General features: G+C 62.7%; 21 protein-coding genes. 9 read left to right on the forward strand and 12 right to left on the reverse strand.

Annotated features, from left to right (window positions below; genetic code table 11):
* Position 1: 1 nt before the first annotated feature.
* Both V3G39_04075 and V3G39_04080 read right to left on the reverse strand, forming a co-directional pair.
* Positions 2-469, reverse strand: coding sequence for a hypothetical protein (locus V3G39_04075; protein XAS77232.1), 468 nt, complete (start codon positions 467-469; stop codon positions 2-4).
* 225 nt (positions 470-694) lie between these two features.
* Positions 695-1,201, reverse strand: a complete 507-nt coding sequence (locus V3G39_04080; GenBank protein ID XAS77233.1) for a carboxypeptidase-like regulatory domain-containing protein — start codon at positions 1,199-1,201, stop codon at positions 695-697.
* A 589-nt stretch (positions 1,202-1,790) separates the two neighbouring features.
* Here V3G39_04080 and V3G39_04085 point away from each other — a divergent pair.
* Positions 1,791-2,228 (forward strand): hypothetical protein, encoded by a 438-nt coding sequence (locus V3G39_04085; GenBank protein XAS77234.1) that lies wholly within the window; start codon positions 1,791-1,793, stop codon positions 2,226-2,228.
* 372 nt (positions 2,229-2,600) lie between these two features.
* Entirely contained in the window at positions 2,601-3,041 is a 441-nt protein-coding gene (arfB, locus tag V3G39_04090; GenBank protein XAS77235.1) for an alternative ribosome rescue aminoacyl-tRNA hydrolase ArfB, read from the forward strand.
* Between the two features lie 558 nt (positions 3,042-3,599).
* Here the strand turns inward: arfB and V3G39_04095 are convergent.
* Complete coding sequence (locus tag V3G39_04095; protein ID XAS77236.1) at positions 3,600-4,472, reverse strand: ABC transporter permease; 873 nt, start codon at positions 4,470-4,472, stop codon at positions 3,600-3,602.
* Between the two features lies 1 nt (position 4,473).
* Positions 4,474-5,445 carry an ABC transporter ATP-binding protein gene (locus tag V3G39_04100; protein ID XAS77237.1) on the reverse strand — a complete coding sequence of 324 codons (972 nt, stop codon included), beginning with the start codon at positions 5,443-5,445 and terminating at the stop codon, positions 4,474-4,476.
* 208 nt (positions 5,446-5,653) lie between these two features.
* On the opposite strand from V3G39_04100, the gene V3G39_04105 reads away from it, so the two are divergent.
* Positions 5,654-5,869 carry a hypothetical protein gene (locus tag V3G39_04105; protein ID XAS77238.1) on the forward strand — a complete coding sequence of 72 codons (216 nt, stop codon included), beginning with the start codon at positions 5,654-5,656 and terminating at the stop codon, positions 5,867-5,869.
* A gap of 295 nt (positions 5,870-6,164) precedes the next feature.
* On the opposite strand, the gene V3G39_04110 is transcribed toward V3G39_04105, so the two are convergent.
* Genes V3G39_04110 through V3G39_04125 form a run of 4 tightly spaced genes read right to left on the reverse strand, consistent with a single transcriptional unit; the run spans position 6,165 to position 7,984 of the window.
* On the reverse strand, positions 6,165-6,650 hold the full coding sequence (locus V3G39_04110) for a GNAT family N-acetyltransferase (GenBank protein XAS77239.1): 486 nt from the start codon (positions 6,648-6,650) through the stop codon (positions 6,165-6,167).
* A 52-nt stretch (positions 6,651-6,702) separates the two neighbouring features.
* The gene (locus V3G39_04115) at positions 6,703-7,278 is read right to left on the reverse strand and encodes a GNAT family protein (GenBank protein XAS77240.1); all 576 of its coding nucleotides are present in this window, start codon (positions 7,276-7,278) and stop codon (positions 6,703-6,705) included.
* A gap of 56 nt (positions 7,279-7,334) precedes the next feature.
* On the reverse strand, positions 7,335-7,745 hold the full coding sequence (locus V3G39_04120) for a type II toxin-antitoxin system VapC family toxin (GenBank protein XAS77241.1): 411 nt from the start codon (positions 7,743-7,745) through the stop codon (positions 7,335-7,337).
* Complete coding sequence (locus V3G39_04125) at positions 7,742-7,984, reverse strand: AbrB/MazE/SpoVT family DNA-binding domain-containing protein (protein ID XAS77242.1); 243 nt, start codon at positions 7,982-7,984, stop codon at positions 7,742-7,744. The genes V3G39_04120 and V3G39_04125 overlap by 4 nt, the downstream gene beginning before the upstream one ends.
* A 218-nt stretch (positions 7,985-8,202) precedes the next feature.
* Between V3G39_04125 and V3G39_04130 the strand changes: the two genes are divergently transcribed.
* Positions 8,203-8,907: an HAD-IA family hydrolase gene (locus tag V3G39_04130; GenBank protein ID XAS77243.1), complete on the forward strand. Its 705-nt coding sequence runs from the start codon at positions 8,203-8,205 to the stop codon at positions 8,905-8,907.
* On the opposite strand, the gene V3G39_04135 is transcribed toward V3G39_04130, so the two are convergent.
* From V3G39_04135 to V3G39_04150, 4 genes are all read right to left on the reverse strand, one after another.
* A complete protein-coding gene (locus V3G39_04135; protein ID XAS77244.1) occupies positions 8,840-9,538 on the reverse strand; it encodes a methyltransferase domain-containing protein in 699 nt (232 codons plus the stop codon). The genes V3G39_04130 and V3G39_04135 overlap by 68 nt on opposite strands.
* Positions 9,539-10,008: 470 nt before the next feature.
* Positions 10,009-10,815, reverse strand: a complete 807-nt coding sequence (locus V3G39_04140; GenBank protein ID XAS77245.1) for a phosphotransferase — start codon at positions 10,813-10,815, stop codon at positions 10,009-10,011.
* A 203-nt stretch (positions 10,816-11,018) separates the two neighbouring features.
* Complete coding sequence (locus V3G39_04145) at positions 11,019-11,300, reverse strand: hypothetical protein (GenBank protein XAS77246.1); 282 nt, start codon at positions 11,298-11,300, stop codon at positions 11,019-11,021.
* A 111-nt stretch (positions 11,301-11,411) separates the two neighbouring features.
* Positions 11,412-11,933 carry a GrpB family protein gene (locus V3G39_04150; protein ID XAS77247.1) on the reverse strand — a complete coding sequence of 174 codons (522 nt, stop codon included), beginning with the start codon at positions 11,931-11,933 and terminating at the stop codon, positions 11,412-11,414.
* Between the two features lie 170 nt (positions 11,934-12,103).
* On the opposite strand from V3G39_04150, the gene V3G39_04155 reads away from it, so the two are divergent.
* From V3G39_04155 to dnaK, 5 genes are all read left to right on the forward strand, one after another.
* Positions 12,104-13,006: a class I SAM-dependent methyltransferase gene (locus V3G39_04155; protein ID XAS77248.1), complete on the forward strand. Its 903-nt coding sequence runs from the start codon at positions 12,104-12,106 to the stop codon at positions 13,004-13,006.
* Positions 13,007-13,225: 219 nt separating this feature from the next.
* Positions 13,226-13,456, forward strand: coding sequence for a hypothetical protein (locus V3G39_04160; GenBank protein XAS77249.1), 231 nt, complete (start codon positions 13,226-13,228; stop codon positions 13,454-13,456).
* Between the two features lie 160 nt (positions 13,457-13,616).
* Complete coding sequence (locus V3G39_04165) at positions 13,617-13,919, forward strand: hypothetical protein (GenBank protein ID XAS77250.1); 303 nt, start codon at positions 13,617-13,619, stop codon at positions 13,917-13,919.
* A 32-nt stretch (positions 13,920-13,951) separates the two neighbouring features.
* The gene (locus tag V3G39_04170) at positions 13,952-14,527 is read left to right on the forward strand and encodes a TQO small subunit DoxD (GenBank protein ID XAS77251.1); all 576 of its coding nucleotides are present in this window, start codon (positions 13,952-13,954) and stop codon (positions 14,525-14,527) included.
* 857 nt (positions 14,528-15,384) lie between these two features.
* Entirely contained in the window at positions 15,385-17,277 is a 1,893-nt protein-coding gene (gene dnaK, locus V3G39_04175) for a molecular chaperone DnaK (GenBank protein ID XAS77252.1), read from the forward strand.
* The last annotated feature ends 104 nt before the right edge of the window (positions 17,278-17,381 follow it).

The raw sequence follows: 17,381 nt of genomic DNA on the forward strand, positions 1-17,381 counted from the left end.
GTTAGCTCGAGGACTCGCGCAGACCCCGCGGTTTGGCACCGCCAACGATCAATCGGGTGGTGATGGTTTCCGCCACAGCCTGGAGCTCTTCACTTGTTTGTGGGGGATGCTGCAGGACATTTGCCTCTTGCAGGCCTTCGGTGACTAGCTCGTTCAGTAATCCCCATGCCTGTTCGATGCCGGGCAGGATGATGTCCACACCCTCGAGGTCTTCGGTGCCCACATCGACTCTGGTGACCGCCTGATGCTTGCCGTTGCTGCCCCGGTAGCCGGCTCGAAACTCGTACGCGGCGTTCGGAGGGACATCATCACCCCAGTGGCCGTCGCTGGTTGTTGCAATACCCCGATCCCACAAGCCGATGTCGGGGGTGAGGGCTATTGCTCCGATGGGGCAATGAGCCACGGGATGCCCGGCCGAGTCCAAGACCCGGCCAGTGACCCTGACGTCGCCGACGCCTTGCGTGCGCACGAGTGAACTTTCCCACGACGGTCCCTGAAGCCGCAGCTCGATCGATCCAACGTGCGGGCCGCACATGCGTCTACTTCACCGGAATGCCGGTTGGTGGGTCCGCAGTCGACCAGCTTTGAACCACCAGCGGTTCCCATCTGAGACCCGCGACTTCTGGTCATGCCTTTAACTGGATCTAAGGGTTGTCTTCGCAAGAATCCACCAGGTCAGGGGCAGCGAATCCCGCTAGTCGCGCAGTACTTCTGGCTCATCGACCCACGGCGACTCGAACGGGGATTCGTACAGCCCTTGTGGGCTGGCACCACCAACCATCAGTGAGGTGGTGACCGTTCCCGCGACGGCCTGGAGTTGCTCAGAGGTCTGCGGGGGATGGTGCAGAATATTGGCCTCCCGCAGGCCTTGTTTCACCAGTTCATGCAGCAGTGCCCATGCTTGGTCGGCACCAGGCAGGATGATGTCCACGCCGTCCACGTCGGTGGCCCCAACATCAACGCGGGTAGCCGCCTGATGTTTGTCGTTGCTTCCCCGGTAGCTGGCTTGGAACTCATACGATGCGTTCGAGGGCACGGGACGACTCCAGTAGCCGTCGCTGTTGCTGCTGGCATCGAGTTCCCAGAGACCAATATTGGGCGTCAAGGCTTCGATTCCCACCGGACAGTCGGCCACGGGGTGTCCCGCTGAGTCCAAGACGTGGCCGCTGACGGTGACGCCGTCAAAGCTCTGCATCCGCATATGAGCACCTTCCCATGCCAGTTTCGCAAACCGCAGCTCAACTAACCCACGTTGTATCTCCACGTTCATAGGCTCCCCAATGGGCCGCTGGGTGTGTCCGCATCCGACCGTTCCCCGGTCAGCGATCACTGACCGGGGACGCTATCTCGATGAGCTACTCCGTGTTCCGGCTCCTCACAACGAGCCACCAGACCCGATAGCGCCGCACTAGAGCGACGACGCAACGCGAACTCGTGACCCCTAGGCCACGCACCAATAAACGAGCTGCATGCGGCGACAGATCGGCGCCGACGTAAGCGCCTATCGCGTCCGTCAGGCCATCGCCGTAACGGAATCCCTCATCAGCGACGAGTTTTGGGCTGCTCCGTATGGCACACCCCCCCCACCGGACGGAGGACGTCATCCGCCGGTCGCCGCCGCGATCGTTCGTCTCGTCACCGCTTACGACATGCCTGTTCGAGTTGACCCGGGGGGCTCTTGATGACCTACCCCGAAATTGCCGAACCGGATGCGCTTTACCGACTCGCGTGTCATGCCGTTGACTAAAGCTGTGAACCGTAAGGATCTGGCGCAGCAGGTGCCAGCGCTCATGAGCGCTCACCCACTCTTGGAATGGCGCGTTCACGACCTCTTGACAACAACAAACTTGATCGTTGACCTGTGGTTGCACCAAGACCCGAAGCGTCGCGGCCAGGTCATCTTCAACCCCAATTGGGAATTGATCACGTCGAACGTGCTCGGCCACGAGGACATCCATCCGGAGGAAACCAGCTCAGACGGGGTCACGGCGCTCCGATCGGCTATCGACCGCACGGGCCTGGCACTAATCGGACCCACTCAATTCACCCTGACCTACGCAGCCGGTGCCGTGGTTAGCTCATCAATGTCGGTCAACTTCAGCGACGATTTTACCTCGTCGAGCTCCCACCACCTCGGTCGTCGCATGCGGGGACTGCTGCGCGGGGACGTGCTCACCAAGACCGTGAATGAGTACTGGCCCAGGGTCGAACCGCCTACTCCGACCTAGCCCCGCTAAAAGATCACCGGTCCAGCATTCACGCCAGAGCACGGCACAGTCCAGACGCGATGAGTCGTTCCTCCTATACAAACGTCCGCAACTCGACATGAGACAGCCAACTGGAACTGCAGTACCGATCGCGGATCGCTGACCGGGCTGATTTGCAACACTGATTTGCGTGCCGAGCAGGCGATCATCAAAGCGGCAGAGCATGAGCTCATGAGGTCATCCACCAGAAGTACCAGCCCACGCGTGCAGGAACTGCTGCACAAGGGCTGCGTGAAACTTGGAAGGTCCGGCCGTCGTTGGACCCGGAGGAGTTCGTGAGCTCACTCGCTGAGGAACGCGACCACGTCGCCGTTGTCCGTCAGACTGGCCGATGTGGACGACCTGCAGATACCACCGGGACCGGGTGCACCCCGGGGATTGACCATTCCAGCCGGCGAGCTTCTCGAGCAGTTCTCGCACGCGTCCGGACCTGGTGGCCAAGGCGTCAACACTGCAGACTCACGCGTGCAACTCAGGTTCGACATCGCAACCACGACAGCGCTGACCGAGGCTCAGCGGGAACTCGCGCTCGAGCGACTCGTTACCCGGCTGTCCGGCACGGTGCTCACGATCAGCGCCGCCGAGCACCGCTCCCAGCGACGCAATCGAACCGCGGCAAGGGAGCGTCTCGCCATACTGCTTCGCGACGCCGTCGCGCCCTCGCCGACCCGCCGTCCAACCCGTCGCACCCGCGGCTCGCACCGTCGCCGGCTGGAGGCAAAGCGTGAGCGCTCCGAGATCAAGCAGAATCGTCAGCAGCCCCGCCCGGACTGATCCACTGCGCACCTTTTGTGGGCCTCGTCGACATACCCACCACGCGACTATCCCCTCTTGCGGGCGGCGGGTAACACGCCAGCCACCCCGCGATGCTCAGTGCATGACACCAAGTCTTCGATCACCGACCGACTGGTTCTTCGAGGACTTCTTCCGCGGGCAGGTCTTCCATACGCAGGGCCGCACCATCACTGAGGCGGACATCGTGTCGTTCGCCGGCTGGAGCCGGGACACCAACCCGGGTACACACCGACAAGGTGCACAGGTTGTTCTCCACCACGAGCCGTGTTCGGTGATCTCATCGCCGGAAATCTGCACGTCAAGCACAAACTGAAGTGCCGGCAGTGGGAGGAATAAGAAGCCATCCGATGACCATCCAGGCGAGCTACCCCAGACCCACCCGAAGTGATCAGCTTCAGCCGGGCGCCCGTCCCGTTCACCGATCGGTGAACGGGACGTCTGAAGGCTCGACGTTCATCACATGTGGCGGACGTGCTGACCTAGGCCGAAGAACCACGGGATTCCACTGGATGCAGGTAGCGCGGTCGGGGTTGAGCTTTACTTAACGCGTGGGCCACGCCATTTGAAGGTGCGCGCGACGACCACTAGTCCGCCCAGTGCCCACAACAGCAAAATGATGGCCGCTCGGTGCAGTTCCCAACTGTGGACCGGTTCCGCCATGACCAGCTGGGGTGGCAGGAAAACCGAGCGCAGACCTTGTGCCATCCACCGCAACGGGAAGATCGCGCCGAGCGTCAGCATCCAGGAGGGCAGCAGGCTAAGGGGGAAGAACACTCCAGAGATGAACTGCAGGGCGATGAACACCGGCGTGACTACGGCGGCCGCGGCGTTCTGAGACGGGATGATGGCGGTGTAGGCCAGGCCCATCAGCGCGCACGCTGCCGCGCCGAGTAGCACCACCCACACCAGTGTCAACCACCCGTTGGCCGAGCGGGGCAGGGGCAGGCCGTAGGCCAGCACTGAGATAGCTATCAGGATCGCGACCTCGATGACTGTGGTGACCAGAACTCGCACCACTTTCGCGATGAAGTAGGCGGCCTTGGGCATGGGCGAACTCGCGAGCCGCCGAATGAGGCCCGACTCCCGTTCCGAGACCACGTTGATGGCTAACCCCTGGAACGCGCAGCTGAGGACACCCGCCGCGATGATGCCCGCCATGAACAACTGCTTCTCAGGGATCGTCTTTCCACCACCGCTGATGGTGCCGTTGAAGATGGCCCCGAAGATGACCAGAAGCATGACGGGAAACGCCAACACAAAGACCAGCGACCGTTTGTCACGGAAGAAGGTCCGCAACTCGATACCAGACAGTGCCACCACCGCGGGCAACAGGTGCCCCGGCTTCGCGTGCGATTTCCGCGTGGGCAACCCCGGCCCGTGGGTCGCACGCGGTGTGTGCGCTGGAGACATGTCACTCACCTTCGGTGCTCGTGTGCTCGTCCTGATCGCGCACGAGCGCGAGGTAGGTGTCTTCCAACGTCGGTTGGACGACGCGGAATCCCGCAAGCTCCCGCACATGATGCTCGCGGGCCCACGACAACATCGCGAACGCGACCTGCGAGGGTTCCTTGGTAGGAATGCGCACCCGACCCTCGCGGTCAGGCCGGACAGCATCATGGCCCCGCAGGTGTGGCAGCGGGACACGGCGTAGCGGCTCAGGAAGGGTGAACGCCACGTGCGCCTCACGACTGCCCCGGTCAGTCAGTTCCGCAATGCTCCCCACCTCCACGATGCGTCCCTTCACGATGATGGCGGCACGCTGTGCGAGGGCTTCCACCTCATCCAGGTAGTGGGTAGTCAAGACCGTCGTCGTGCCACGGTCACCGAAATACCGCACCAGCTCCCACGCCTCCCGGCGCGCTTCGGGGTCTAGGCCGGTGGTCGGCTCGTCCAGGAACAACAGCTCCGGATCGCCGATCACCCCGATCGCCACATCGAGCCGCCGCTGCTGACCACCGGACAGGTTCTGTGTCTTCTCTCCGGCCTTAGCGGTGAGCCCGACCATCTCGATCACTTCATCCACCGGCAGCGGGTCCCGGTAGAACGACGCGAACTGCCGCAGCAACTCCCCGACGGTGACCTCGAAGAAGATGCCGGTGGATTGGGGTACGACACCGAGGCGCGCCCGCCATTTGCGGGCGTCTTTGGCGGGGTCCACGCCCAGCACGCTGACCTGGCCGGAGGTGCGCGGTCGACATCCTGTCAGGATGTCGACCGTCGTTGTCTTGCCGGCCCCGTTGGGACCCAGGAAGCCGAATACCTCACCGGCGCGTACCTCCAGGTCGACCCCGTCCACCACGTTCTTGCCGCCGTACGCCTTGCACAACCCCTGCACAGAAATCGGGTTGGTAGCTCGCCCGGAACGCTCTGCGGTGTCAGTCACACGAATTTCCCCCGTTTCGACAGTGCTTCCAAATCGAGTATCGCGCTTCGGTGGTCACCGGCACACGAATACCACCAAAGAGAAACACGGGCAGTGCGTTGCGCACACCGATACATTGACGTCACCAAGGGTTCACCAGTCCCAGAACCAGGGACCGGATCAACTCTTGCAGCGCTACACCATTGTTACCAGGAAGAGCGGGCGGGTCATGGCAGCAAATAGTCAGTTCGGTGGACGATTCGGCCCCATCAAGCGTTTCGCCGCGATCTTCTTCCTCATCTGCGCGGTCGTGGCCGCAGTCCTGGGCGCCCAAGGCGCCGGGACGATGAGGATCGTGTTGATCGCGGTAGCTGTAGTCCTCCTGCTGATCGGCATCGTGTTAGCGCGGACAAGTTTCGCCGCATTACAAAAGCGCGAATTCTGACCAAACTCGCCCGTAAGGGACCGCACCAACGGGCCCCTGATCAACTCGGGACGGCTACCTCCGTCAACGACGCCGATATCGAGCGGCCCTGCCGGCTCGTTGGGGACCACATCAACCTGCTCGACCGCGACCACTTCACCACCCCCCCCGCCAGACCGGCCCGTCTCACCCATCTCAGTTAATGAACGGCATGCGGCGACAGATCGGCGCACCCATGAGCGACTGTCACGGCCGGCTTACGATCGCCGTAACGGGATCGCTGACTGGCGACGATTTGGCGGGCGGTGTGTGCCATTCACAAAGCGACCCAGTAGTGGCGCGCGAGCCCGTGATCGTCTTCCAGGGCATGTTGGAGGACACCACCGCAGCGTTCAATCGTTGTGATCGACCCGAGGTTGTCGTCACGACAGACCAACCCACACCCTGGCATCGCAGCGTCACGGGCCCGATCCAGGACCTGCGTCAGAGCCCAAGTAGCAACGCCTCGTCCACGCGCGGAAGGGCGGATGCCGTACCCGATATGCCCGATCACACGGTGCCCGACCTCTCCGTAGGGACGCAGGGCAATACCGCCCAAGACCGCGTCGCCTTCAACAATCCACCAGAACGTTTCTGGCCCTGAACGCAACCATTCGACCCACCCGCCAAATACCGCTGCGCTCTCCAGATCATCACCAGCCTGCACTGCAAAACCGTCCTCGTGCAGGCCTGGCCCCCACTCACGATGCGACTCCAGCCACTCCTCGTGCCGGTCGCGGGCCGGGCTCACCAGTTCCAGCATGCCGTGACGCTACGCACCGCAGGAGGATCGCTGACTGGTGATTGGTGATTGGTCATCGACCGTCGGCTGTTTTGTGCTCAGGGGCGGGGTCGGTCCGCAGTCGTGAGTACATGTACATGTCACAACGCTGACCACCGACGGGCTGCCAACTTCGTAGGAGGCCTTCACGGGCAAAGCCAGCTCGTTCTGCGGCACGCCAGGAGCCTTCGTTCCACGGTTCCACATACAGTTCCAACCGGTGCACATCCGGCAAGGTCAGGGCCCAAGTCGACACCATCTGCAGCGCGTGGTGAGCAATCCCTCGACGACGAGCAGAAGCCGCAACCCAGTAGCCGACACTGGCTCGTCCTTGGTGATGCGGCCACACCCCAATCTGCCCCATACCGAGGTCTGTCCCGGCGTCGGCGATGACAAAGGAGTACCCCTGTCCGCTCTTGGCTCGATCTCGCTGTCGCTCAATGAAGGCCTGCACCGCGGCTATCGCGGCGGGACCGGTTGGCACCGTGGTGATCAGCGGTATCAAGGGATCAGTGCCGGCTTCAGCCACCAGCGCAGCGTCCGCGTCGGCGAAAGCACGCAGCAACAATGGCGCATCCAGCAGTCGTGGCACTTCGAGGTCGGTCAACACTGAGCCATCCTGGCATCGTCGACCATTCCGAAGCGGGATCAACTACCGCTGCACCCTCACGAGTCGGTCGGCTGGGCCTTGAGAAGTTGCATGGCGCCGCCTCGCGCTGCCCGCCGGTCGAAGGTCACTGTGTAGTTGCACCCTGCGGCGCGGCCGAGCTCGGCAACAACCGCATCCGCGAAGTCCAACCCATCAGGGCTAGCGCCCAGCGCAGCTCGCACCACGTCGTCTTGGTCAACTCGAAGTTCCCGCGCGTCCAGGAGACCTCCCACCAGTTCGGCGCAACGGTCGACGCTCACCATGTAGGCGCGTCGCAACACCCAATACAGCTCAACGACGGTCACCAGACTCAGATAGCCGGGTTCGGTCTCGGTCAGCCCCTCAATCAATGCGGACGCCGCGGCCGATTGGTCCGGATCGTCTTGCACCAGATACCGGACGACAACATTGGTGTCGAGCCCGATCACTGACTATCCGTACTAGCAGCCGTAGCGATGGCCTCGTTCATCTCGTCGATGCTGACTGGCCGGTGCGGCATCGGCACGCTGCCCTTGAGATCCCTGATCGACGCCGCCTGCGGGTGAATCTCGTACCCATCCGCAGTGGCCACGAAGGCAAGCCGTGATCCAGGCCGTAGACCGAGCCGAGCCCGCACGTCGGCCGGTATCGTGATCTGACCCTTGCTGGTGACTGTTGCAGACGCCATGATCCCCTCCTTACTACGTGTAAGGAAGTGTATTCAACCAGTTGGCATCTCGTCCACAAGCCGATTCTGAAACAGGGCGGACGAGCGACGGGGGAACTCCATCGTTTGATGATGGGCAGATGCGGTGTCGCTGATCGCACCGAGGTCACATCGATCGACCTAGGGTCGCGCGGAACCTATTCCCGAACCACCGGCCAGGGAGGCACACAATCTTCACCATGTCTGTGAGAGCCGTCCTCTGGGATGCCGACGGCGTCCTCCAATACACGCCTGACTGCTCCTGGGACCTGGCGGTCCAGGTCGTTGCGCAATTCCCTGACACGTTGATCGGCGCTGCAATCGACGAGGACCGAATCCGCGCAACGGTTCACCAACTCGGCCTGGGCGATCACGTCGAGGACATCCTTTCCGTGTGGTCCACTTTCGATCTGCTAGCGCCAAGTCTGGAGGTCGTGTCCCTGGTGCGAGCAGCGGGAACTGCGTGTTATCTCGCCACCAATCAGGACTCCTACCGGGCTGCGGGCATGCGTCAGAACACTGCGTACGACCAGATCCTCGACGGGTTGTACTTCTCGTGTGACATCGGCATTGCGAAGCCCTCGCGAGCCTTCTTCAAACACGTCGTCACCGACCTGGGCCTCGTGCCGGACCAACTGCTGTTCCTCGACGACCAGTCAAAGAACATCGCGGGTGCCCGATCAGCCGGACTCAACGCGGAGCAATGGGCACATGACGACGGAGTCGCACGGCTAACGGACATCCTGCACGCCCACGGTGTCCGGGTGGACCAGGCCCGCGACGAGTCTTGCCAGGACCCCTCAGATGCGGCCAACGATCAAGAGCACCGGTGTCGGCTTATCGGATGTCTTGGCGAGGTGGGCTCGTGCGGACGATTTGGAACGTCTGGTCGTTCTTTTCAGTGATGGGTCGGCGCACGAGGCGTGCCTCTTCGCAGAAGCCGGCCAGAGTTAGCTGACCCCAGACCTGCTCCGCAGTGCGGTTGAAGCGAGTGAGGCTCCCGTCATAACCAAGCTTGCGAAACCCGGCACCGACGTCTGAGACTCCCTCGCCTGCTTGGAATGCGACCAGCATGACTCCGCTGGGTCGCAGCACTCGACGAGCCTCTTCAAACACGGCGGGCAGGTCCGAATCGGCCACGTGAATGATCGAGTACCAGTAGACGACCCCATCTAAGCGGTCGTCAGGAGAGGGCAGGTGAATGATCGAGGCAACCTGGGTGGCGATGTCCGGGTGATCACGATGAGCCATCGCGATCATCCCCGGCGACAGATCCACGCCACGGACCACGCATCCCCGGTCCGCCAGATACTGCGAAATGCGACCGTTGCCGCACCCGGCGTCCAACACCTCGGGCCCGTCCCCGACCAGCAGCGAGATGAAATGGTCGATCATCGCCAGGTCCACCGCCTGCTCCGGCTCAGTACCGGCAAAGCGAGAGGCGTACTCCTGCGCCAACGCGTCGTATGCCGAACGAACCTCAACGGTCAGCGCATCACCATCCACAACAACAGTGTCTCCGCCAGCCGGCAACATCGCTGGATGCTGATCCGCACGCGGGGTAGCTGGCATTCTGGGACCATCCCTCGGGGCCGTCCCGGGCTGGTCCGTAGCAATCACTCGCCGGTTCACCGGGACACGATCCCTGACCGTTCGTCGTACCGCTTCGGGCTCACGTTTGGCGGTCGAGATGTGATGCTGACCGAGGCCGGCGGCTGTGCAGATACGCGCGCCCTAGATTGCTGGTGATGGACTACTTCGGCCAGGAAGACTTCCGTGTTCGACTGGATTGGGGACCTGCCGGTGGACGTCGACGTCGCAGCACAACTTGACGCCGCCACTGGCGTCCCGCTCCTTCGCGAGTCGGCATTCAGTATCTGAGCCAGTTCAACGACAACGCGTACCCCTTTGCCGCTGACCAGGCTCTTGGGTGCACTGCTCGTCGGTCATTCCAGGCGGCCGCCGCAGCGTCAACATCACCTCGCTGGCATCGTCGCTCAAGCAGGTCAAGTGGTGATCGCGCGGATGAGCAGGTGCTCGTTATCCCGCAGCCACTGCTCTCTGCGGTGGATCCGGTCCCCGATCCCGTCGCTCCACATTGTTGCCCACCCACCGCCCTGCGTGCGGGCACGGTTCTCCATCGAGTACCAGGTCCGCTGCGCCGTCGAGATCGCGACCGGCACCACCCATTGACGCAGCTGATCGTCCAAGCCGTACGCGTCTACGAGCAGGCGGCCCCGACTCGCTGGATCCAGGTCGCGTATCGCGTCCTCCCGATCTGCTGGCGGCGCCCAACCGCCCCACCACACCAATAAGTTAGTGACTTCATCGACCGTGGACGATGCCCGCACCAGGTCAAAATCAATCAAACTCACAGCCCGACCCGCACGGAAGACAACGTTTTCCGGCGCCACGTCACGATGCCCCAGAAACGACGGCGGTGGTCCGGGCCGATCCGGCACACCCGGCCAAGAGACCGGTTGTGAGGTCCCCGCCGGCAGACCAAGAGGTCGCATCGCATCGTCGAGGGCGCGCAGCAACCGTGCGACGGATGCCGCGCGGTCGTCGTCAGCCACCCACTGCGGCCACGGTTGACCCGCAACTTCACCCTCAACGAAGGTCAGCATCTCCCGGCCCTGCTCATCGACACCAAGGAATCTAGGTGCACCGGTAAAGCCGACCTGCTCCAAGTGCCTCAACACGGTGTGGACCAGATCCGAATGGTCACCCATGGGACGCCGCACGGTATTCCCCACCCGGACGACACCATCGGTCAACATCCCACCCGTCAGACGTGCTTCGACATCACCCACGCGAGCCACTGTTTCAGAAGTCGTCCACATGTCTTCATCGAACAAACTGAATCCGATCTGCGCCGTAACGGGATCGCTGACCTGGACGGCCTCGCTGGCCCGTCAGGGAGGGCAGCTTCACCTGGCCCGGTTCGTCCCAGGGCAGACCGCGACATGCTGGGGCTTTTCAGTGCGCTGACAGGAACAGGGTGGGCCGCTGCGGCCTATCTCGGGCTCTTGTCGCGGTCCAGATACGGGTCTGTGACGCTGGCCAGACCTCGAAACCATCGACAGCTCATCGGGACCAGGACGCACAGACCGATGATCACCAGTGCGAGCCAGACGATGTTGGCCGCGGTGGAATTGTGGAAAAATCGCCGCACCACCACCGGCCCAAAGAAAGTTACGACGAGGTTGATCGCGCAGATCGACAAGCGCCGTCCTCGATTGCTCCGAACAGCCGAATCCATCCGGTCGCGATACGAGCCATCTTGGTTCTCCGGCATGGCCGAAGCGTAGAGCCGAAAGTCAGTGGCTACCGTGTGGACTGCCCGCGTTCGACCGTAGGACGATCGGCAACCCGGTCGGCTGCGCGGGTATGTGGACCGCGGACGGGGTCACCCTCGGGCGCGTTGTTTGATCTGCGTGATTACCGCCGTCTTCGCGTCCGCGTAGGCGTTCATGTCGGCCCAGTCGCAGCGAATCAGTTCCCGTTTGGTGCGCTCATAGAGCACGCGGTCTGCGCTGTCTCGGCGGAGGTGGTCCCGGAACAGTAAGTAGTCAGACCCGGCAACGTCGCCTGATTCGAGGATGTGAATGTGCACGTCCAACGTGGGTGTCCGAACCAACCGGTGCCCAGGTTCGCGCACCCGAAGCTGATAGCCAGCACTCAGGAGGGGTTCGAGGTAGTACTCCTCTGCCGTGATGTCATCAACGAGCACGAGAATGTCGATGATCGGCTTGGCAGCCAGGCCTGGGACCGACGTCGACCCAATGTGCTCTATTTTGCGCGCCGTAGCACCGAGAGCGATGCGGACCCGGTTCTCGTGCTCAGCAAATCTTGGTAGCCATGAAGGGTCGGGGTCCGAGATGACCAACGCCCTCTTCTCGAGGCCACCGACGATCTCAACTTCAGTCACATCGGGACGGCAGCGTCCCGACCATTCAGTAGATGCCATCGACCCAACCTATCGCCGCCTCCCAACACGGCGTCCCGTCTGCTGATGACAGCGCGACCCCCCCAGGGACCGGATTCGACAACGTCTGCACGGGGCATGTGGGTTCGGTCGTGCTCGATATTGTCTCGGTCATGGGTAATTCTTCTGAGGTCGACATCAGTTGGGAGTCGGCGCGGGAGACGAACCGGGAAAACTGGGATGATCGTGCTGCGCTGCACGAGGTCGATTACGGCGTTGATCGTTATGTACAGGACAAGGGGTACATCTCGACGGTCGTCGCCGACGACCTACCCGTGCTCCGTGAGCACCTGCACCGTGGTGGCCTGGCGGGCGCGGACGTGATGCATCTGCAATGCCACATTGGTACCGACACAATCTCTTTGGCCCGGTGCGGCGCGAAGGTGACCGGTCTGGACTTTTCTTCCGCATCTCTTGCGGCCGCCCGCCGGTTGGCCGCAGCCACCGGCACGGACATCAAGTGGGTTCAGGGGGATGTGCTGGAAGCCAGCGCACTCATCGACGACGAGTTCGACGTGGTCTACACCAGTATCGGGACCATCTGCTGGCTGGCTGACCTGGGCAGGTGGGCCGGTCACATCAGTGCCCTGCTGAAGCCGGGTGGTGTCTTCTTCATTCGCGACGCTCACCCCGTGATGTACGCGTTGGATGAAAAAGCTCCGGACCTGCGGATGACGAACCGGTACTTCGCGTCGGAGCGAGCCCAAACTTTCCAGGACAACTCAACGTATGTCGGTACGGGCACGGTCGATCATGACCGCACGTACGAATGGATCCACCCACTATCCGAAATTGTCGGCTCATTGCTGAGCGCTGGCCTGGTCATCGAAAGGCTGGATGAGGGACGCACCCTGCCGTGGCAGTTCTCCCCTCGCATGGTGAGTGCTGAGGGTGAACGATTCAGCTGGCCGGGAGCGGAGCGTGAACAGGTTCCGTGCACCTTCACCATCGTCGCCAGAAAGGCAGACCAGCAAGCAGTAGCCAGCTCGCCCCAGGCAGCAGACGAAGAACGCTGACGATCCGTGGGCCGATCCCGTGTTCCCATCACCGATCGACAAGCGGGGTACTTGTCATTGACTGTGCAGCGCGCTTCACGGACCGGGTGTTGGCATGGTTGACGCCGGATGGTGACCGCACAGTCCATGATGGTTTCGTGTCCACGGTCGTGTGTCTGGACGACTTCGCTCGCCCGTCGGCGACGGGTTGGGATCGGTAACGGATGATCAGTCAGGTTCTTGACCCGCTTCGTGCGGGTCGGCCCGGGGCGGTATCAGCGGTGGGATCGGCCGACCGACGAAGGTGCCGAGTGGCACGACGTTTCGGTGGGTGGGGTTGCAGCTGAGCTGCCCGCAGAACGCTCGGACTTCATCGTCGACGGCTCGCAGTGGGGTGTAGCGTTGAAAGTGCTGATCAGATCAGCCAGTTCGGGAATGGTCCGGCCGTCCGCCGCCGCACCGCAGGGGTAGTCACTCCGCGCCCACACAACGGCAACACCACCGTTACGCAGGTTCCAATGTTCCCATCACAGCTCTCATGCCCTCACCTGGTGCCTCAGTCCGGTGACCTCCCTTCTGACGTGATCTCCCAATCGTTGCTGATCTGGGTCGGATTGAAAAGAACACAGCGATGACAGACACCCATATCGAAGAGCTCGTCCCAGATCGCGATGGCGATGAATTCACCGGTCAGCCGCGCCTGGCTCTACTGACTTTAGGAGCCGGGCTGCTCGCTCCGATAGCCCTGTTTTCCAGCACTTGGGTCGGGTTTGGGCTCGGGGTACTGGCGGTTCTTGCGGGGGTGGCCGCGTGGTCGCAGGTACGACGATCTGAGGTCAGCATCAGCCCCCTGGTGGCCGGACTGGTTTTCGGGGTCCTCGCGATCATCCTGGTGTGGGTGGGCCCAGGCATTCACACGGTGATCTGGGGATGACGAACCCAGCTCTGCGAATAAGGAGCACGTAGATGACTCATCTCAAGGCAGGCGCTACGACCGCAGGTAACGGCACCCCTGAGCGCCGGGCACGCAACGTTGTCCGCAACGGACCCGTGGGCGCGGTCGTCGCGCTGGTCGCCCTGCGCATCCTGACCTCATGGCCCTGGGTAAACGGCGCCTTCTTCGGCGCAGATTCCAAGGTAGGTAGCTATTTCCTATCCGGAGCCTTCCTGAAAGCCCGTATCAGCGGCCCGACGGGATTCGCCGCCCACTCGCTCTACCCACGGATCGGACATTTTGTCGCGACCACCATCTACGACAATGCGAGCTTCTGGGCGTGGATCATCTTTCTCGGGGAAGCTGCCGCCGGTATTTCCCTGCTTCTGGGCCTGCTCACCAGGATCGGAGGTCTCGTAGCCGCCCTATCGGCACTGGCGAATCTCCTAGCGGCAGCCGGCGGGGGAGCCGACTCGATCGGGCAGAACTACCTCCTGCTCATCCTCGGAGTCCTCTTCATCATCACTGCCCCCGGGCGCCGATTCGGCCTGGATGGCCTGCTTCTACGGCACTACCCCAACCTGCGCTGGCTCCGGCTCGTGATGTGAAACCCGAGACTTCGACCCCGGCACTCTGAGGGCGTCCGTCAGGTTCGACGACTGACTACGGCGACCGCGCGGCTCTCCTTCCGGTCACCGATCGTTTAGCAGCGGGTTCCTCAGTGAGCAGGGTAGGGAGCTGGAGGTGAAGCACGTCGCAACATCCGTGAGGATGCCTGGTCCTCGGTGAGGACGTGAGTCTCAGTGCCCCGAGGTGTCCAGCGTTCGTTGCCGATTCAACTCAACGGATGGGGGCTGGTGGCGTCGGTGGGCCTTTCCGGTCGGGCCCAATGTTGACGTCCACGCCGGCAACCCAGAACGTCCGCGCACGCACCGAGATGATCTCAACGGGTTTCTGAGTAGCGTTTTTAACCATGGGATCAGACAGGCCGACCTCGACGACCATGTCATCGACTCAAGCCTGACGTCCTTGCTTCATTTGTTCTCAATCCTCGAATGACGGCACTTCTTGGGCATCTGAAGTCATCATTGTTGCCGCAGAGATTCCTCTAAAGATCTTTGTCGATCAAATATTGGCGAACTCGACCGGACACCCCCATCGTGATCGACGTGTCAGACCCGTCGTAGGGCTCCACTCGCAACGATGCGCGAGTGTCGGGAACAACCTGCCCCCAACCGAGGTTGAGCCTAGTGAGCGCAACTTCGATGAGCACCAGTTTGACAAACCGGGGCGAAAGAGAGTTGAGTCTAGATCAGTCAACCTGAGTAGGCAGTACCCGACAGGGCGCTCCAAACAAGGGTTGCGGCCAGCAGCAGAAGGCCCATCGGGTCCGAAACGACTCGGCGAATACAACGAACGCGACGCCCACAGCGAGCGGCGCACCTAGAACGAAGGAGCATCACCCATGGCACGTGCGGTAGGCATCGACCTCGGCACCACCAACTCCGCGGTCGCCGTCCTGGAGGGCAACGACCCGGAAATCATCGCCAACGCAGAGGGCGGCCGTACGACGCCGTCCGTCGTCGCGTTCGCCAAGAACGGTGACGTGCTGGTGGGCGAGATCGCCAAGCGCCAGGCCGTCACCAACGTCGACCGGACCATCCGATCCGTCAAGCGCCACATGGGCACCGACTGGTCGCAGGAGATCGACGGCAAGAAGTACACGCCCCAGGAGATCTCGGCGCGCATCCTGCAGAAGTTGAAGCGCGACGCAGAGGCCTACCTCGGCGAGGACGTCACTGACGCGGTCATCACCGTGCCGGCGTACTTCGACGACGCCGAGCGTCAGGCCACCAAAGAGGCCGGTGAGATCGCGGGCCTCAACGTGCTGCGGATCGTCAACGAGCCCACTGCCGCCGCACTCGCGTACGGCTTGGACAAGGGCAAGGAAGACGAGCTCATCCTGGTCTTCGACCTCGGTGGCGGCACCTTCGACGTGTCCCTGCTGGAGGTCGGCAAGGACCCCGAGGACGGTTTCTCCACCATCCAGGTCCGCGCGACCAGCGGTGACAACAAGCTCGGTGGCGATGACTGGGACCAGCGCATCGTCGAGCACCTGCTGACCACGGTCAAGAACACGACCGGTGTCGACCTGGCCAAGGACAAGATCGCCATGCAGCGTCTGCGTGACGGTGCGGAGCAGGCGAAAAAGGAACTGTCCTCCTCCACGAGCAGCAACGTCTCCCTGCAGTACCTGAGCATGGGCGAGAACGGTCCGATCCACCTGGACGAGACCATCACCCGTGCGCAGTTCGAGCAGATGACCAAGGACCTCCTGGAGCGCACCAAGACGCCTTTCCAGAACGTGATCAAGGACGCCGGCGTCAAGATCGCCGACATCGACCACGTCGTCATGGTCGGCGGTTCGACCCGTATGCCGTCCGTCGCCGCGGTGGTGAAGGAACTGACCGGTGGCAAGGAGCCCAACAAGACCGTCAACCCCGACGAGGTCGTCGCGGTCGGCGCGGCCTTGCAGGCCGGTGTGTTGAAGGGCGAGCGCAAGGATGTCCTGCTGATCGACGTCACGCCGTTGAGCCTGGGTATCGAGACCAAGGGTGGGCTGTTCACCAAGCTCATCGAGCGCAACACCGCGATCCCGACCAAGCGTTCGGAGGTCTTCAGCACCGCTGAGGACAACCAGCCTTCGGTGGAGATCCAGGTCTACCAGGGTGAGCGCGAGATCGCGAAGGCCAACAAGCCGCTCGGCAACTTCGAACTCTCCGGTCTGGCTCCCGCCCCGCGCGGCGTGCCGCAGATCGAGGTCACCTTCGACATCGACGCCAACGGCATCGTGCACGTGTCGGCCAAGGACCGGGGTACCAACAAGGAGCAGTCGATGACGATCTCCGGTGGCTCCGCGCTGCCGAAGGAAGACATCGAGCGGATGGTCAAGGAGGCCGAGGAGCACGCAGCCGAGGACGCCAAGCGCCGCGAGGAGACCGAAGCCCGCAACACGGCTGAGGGGCTCGTCTACTCCACCGAGAAGTTCCTTGCCGACAACGACGACAAGATCCCGGCGGACACCAAGACCGAGGTCACTGAGGCCAACAACGACCTCAAGTCTGCGCTCAAGGACGAGTACGCGACCGCAGACGACATCACGGCCAAGACTGCCAAGGTGTCGGAGGTGTCCCAGAAGATGGGGGCCGCGATGTACGCCGCAAGCCAGGAGAACCCGGCCGAGGCAGATGCCACGGGTGGCGCCACCCCCACCGGGGACGCGAAGTCCGCCGACGACGATGTCGTTGACGCCGAAGTCGTCGATGATGAAGAGGCAGACGCCAAGGACACCAAGTGACCGACGCCCGTTCCGGAGCGTCTTCCGATCAGGAAGGCGCTCCGGCGGAGCCGGTAGTCATACGTGACAAGCGCCGCTTCGACCCGGTGACCGGGGAGGTGCGC

Source organism: Dermatophilaceae bacterium Sec6.4 (assembly GCA_039636865.1).
Classification (GTDB): Bacteria; Actinomycetota; Actinomycetes; order Actinomycetales; family Dermatophilaceae; genus Allobranchiibius.

What these genes read in the sequence shown, in the direction of transcription:
- V3G39_04155 (XAS77248.1), top strand. Translation starts at nt 12,104, where the DNA reads ATGGGTAATTCTTCTGAGGTCGACATCAGTTGGGAGTCGGCGCGGGAG.
- dnaK (XAS77252.1), top strand. Translation starts at nt 15,385, where the DNA reads ATGGCACGTGCGGTAGGCATCGACCTCGGCACCACCAACTCCGCGGTC.
- V3G39_04110 (XAS77239.1), bottom strand. Translation starts at nt 6,650, where the DNA reads ATGCTGGAACTGGTGAGCCCGGCCCGCGACCGGCACGAGGAGTGGCTG.
- V3G39_04170 (XAS77251.1), top strand. Translation starts at nt 13,952, where the DNA reads ATGACTCATCTCAAGGCAGGCGCTACGACCGCAGGTAACGGCACCCCT.
- V3G39_04095 (XAS77236.1), bottom strand. Translation starts at nt 4,472, where the DNA reads ATGTCTCCAGCGCACACACCGCGTGCGACCCACGGGCCGGGGTTGCCC.
- V3G39_04135 (XAS77244.1), bottom strand. Translation starts at nt 9,538, where the DNA reads ATGTTGCCGGCTGGCGGAGACACTGTTGTTGTGGATGGTGATGCGCTG.
- V3G39_04125 (XAS77242.1), bottom strand. Translation starts at nt 7,984, where the DNA reads ATGGCGTCTGCAACAGTCACCAGCAAGGGTCAGATCACGATACCGGCC.
- V3G39_04165 (XAS77250.1), top strand. Translation starts at nt 13,617, where the DNA reads ATGACAGACACCCATATCGAAGAGCTCGTCCCAGATCGCGATGGCGAT.
- V3G39_04080 (XAS77233.1), bottom strand. Translation starts at nt 1,201, where the DNA reads ATGCGGATGCAGAGCTTTGACGGCGTCACCGTCAGCGGCCACGTCTTG.
- V3G39_04130 (XAS77243.1), top strand. Translation starts at nt 8,203, where the DNA reads ATGTCTGTGAGAGCCGTCCTCTGGGATGCCGACGGCGTCCTCCAATAC.
- V3G39_04145 (XAS77246.1), bottom strand. Translation starts at nt 11,300, where the DNA reads ATGCCGGAGAACCAAGATGGCTCGTATCGCGACCGGATGGATTCGGCT.
- V3G39_04085 (XAS77234.1), top strand. Translation starts at nt 1,791, where the DNA reads ATGAGCGCTCACCCACTCTTGGAATGGCGCGTTCACGACCTCTTGACA.
- V3G39_04105 (XAS77238.1), top strand. Translation starts at nt 5,654, where the DNA reads ATGGCAGCAAATAGTCAGTTCGGTGGACGATTCGGCCCCATCAAGCGT.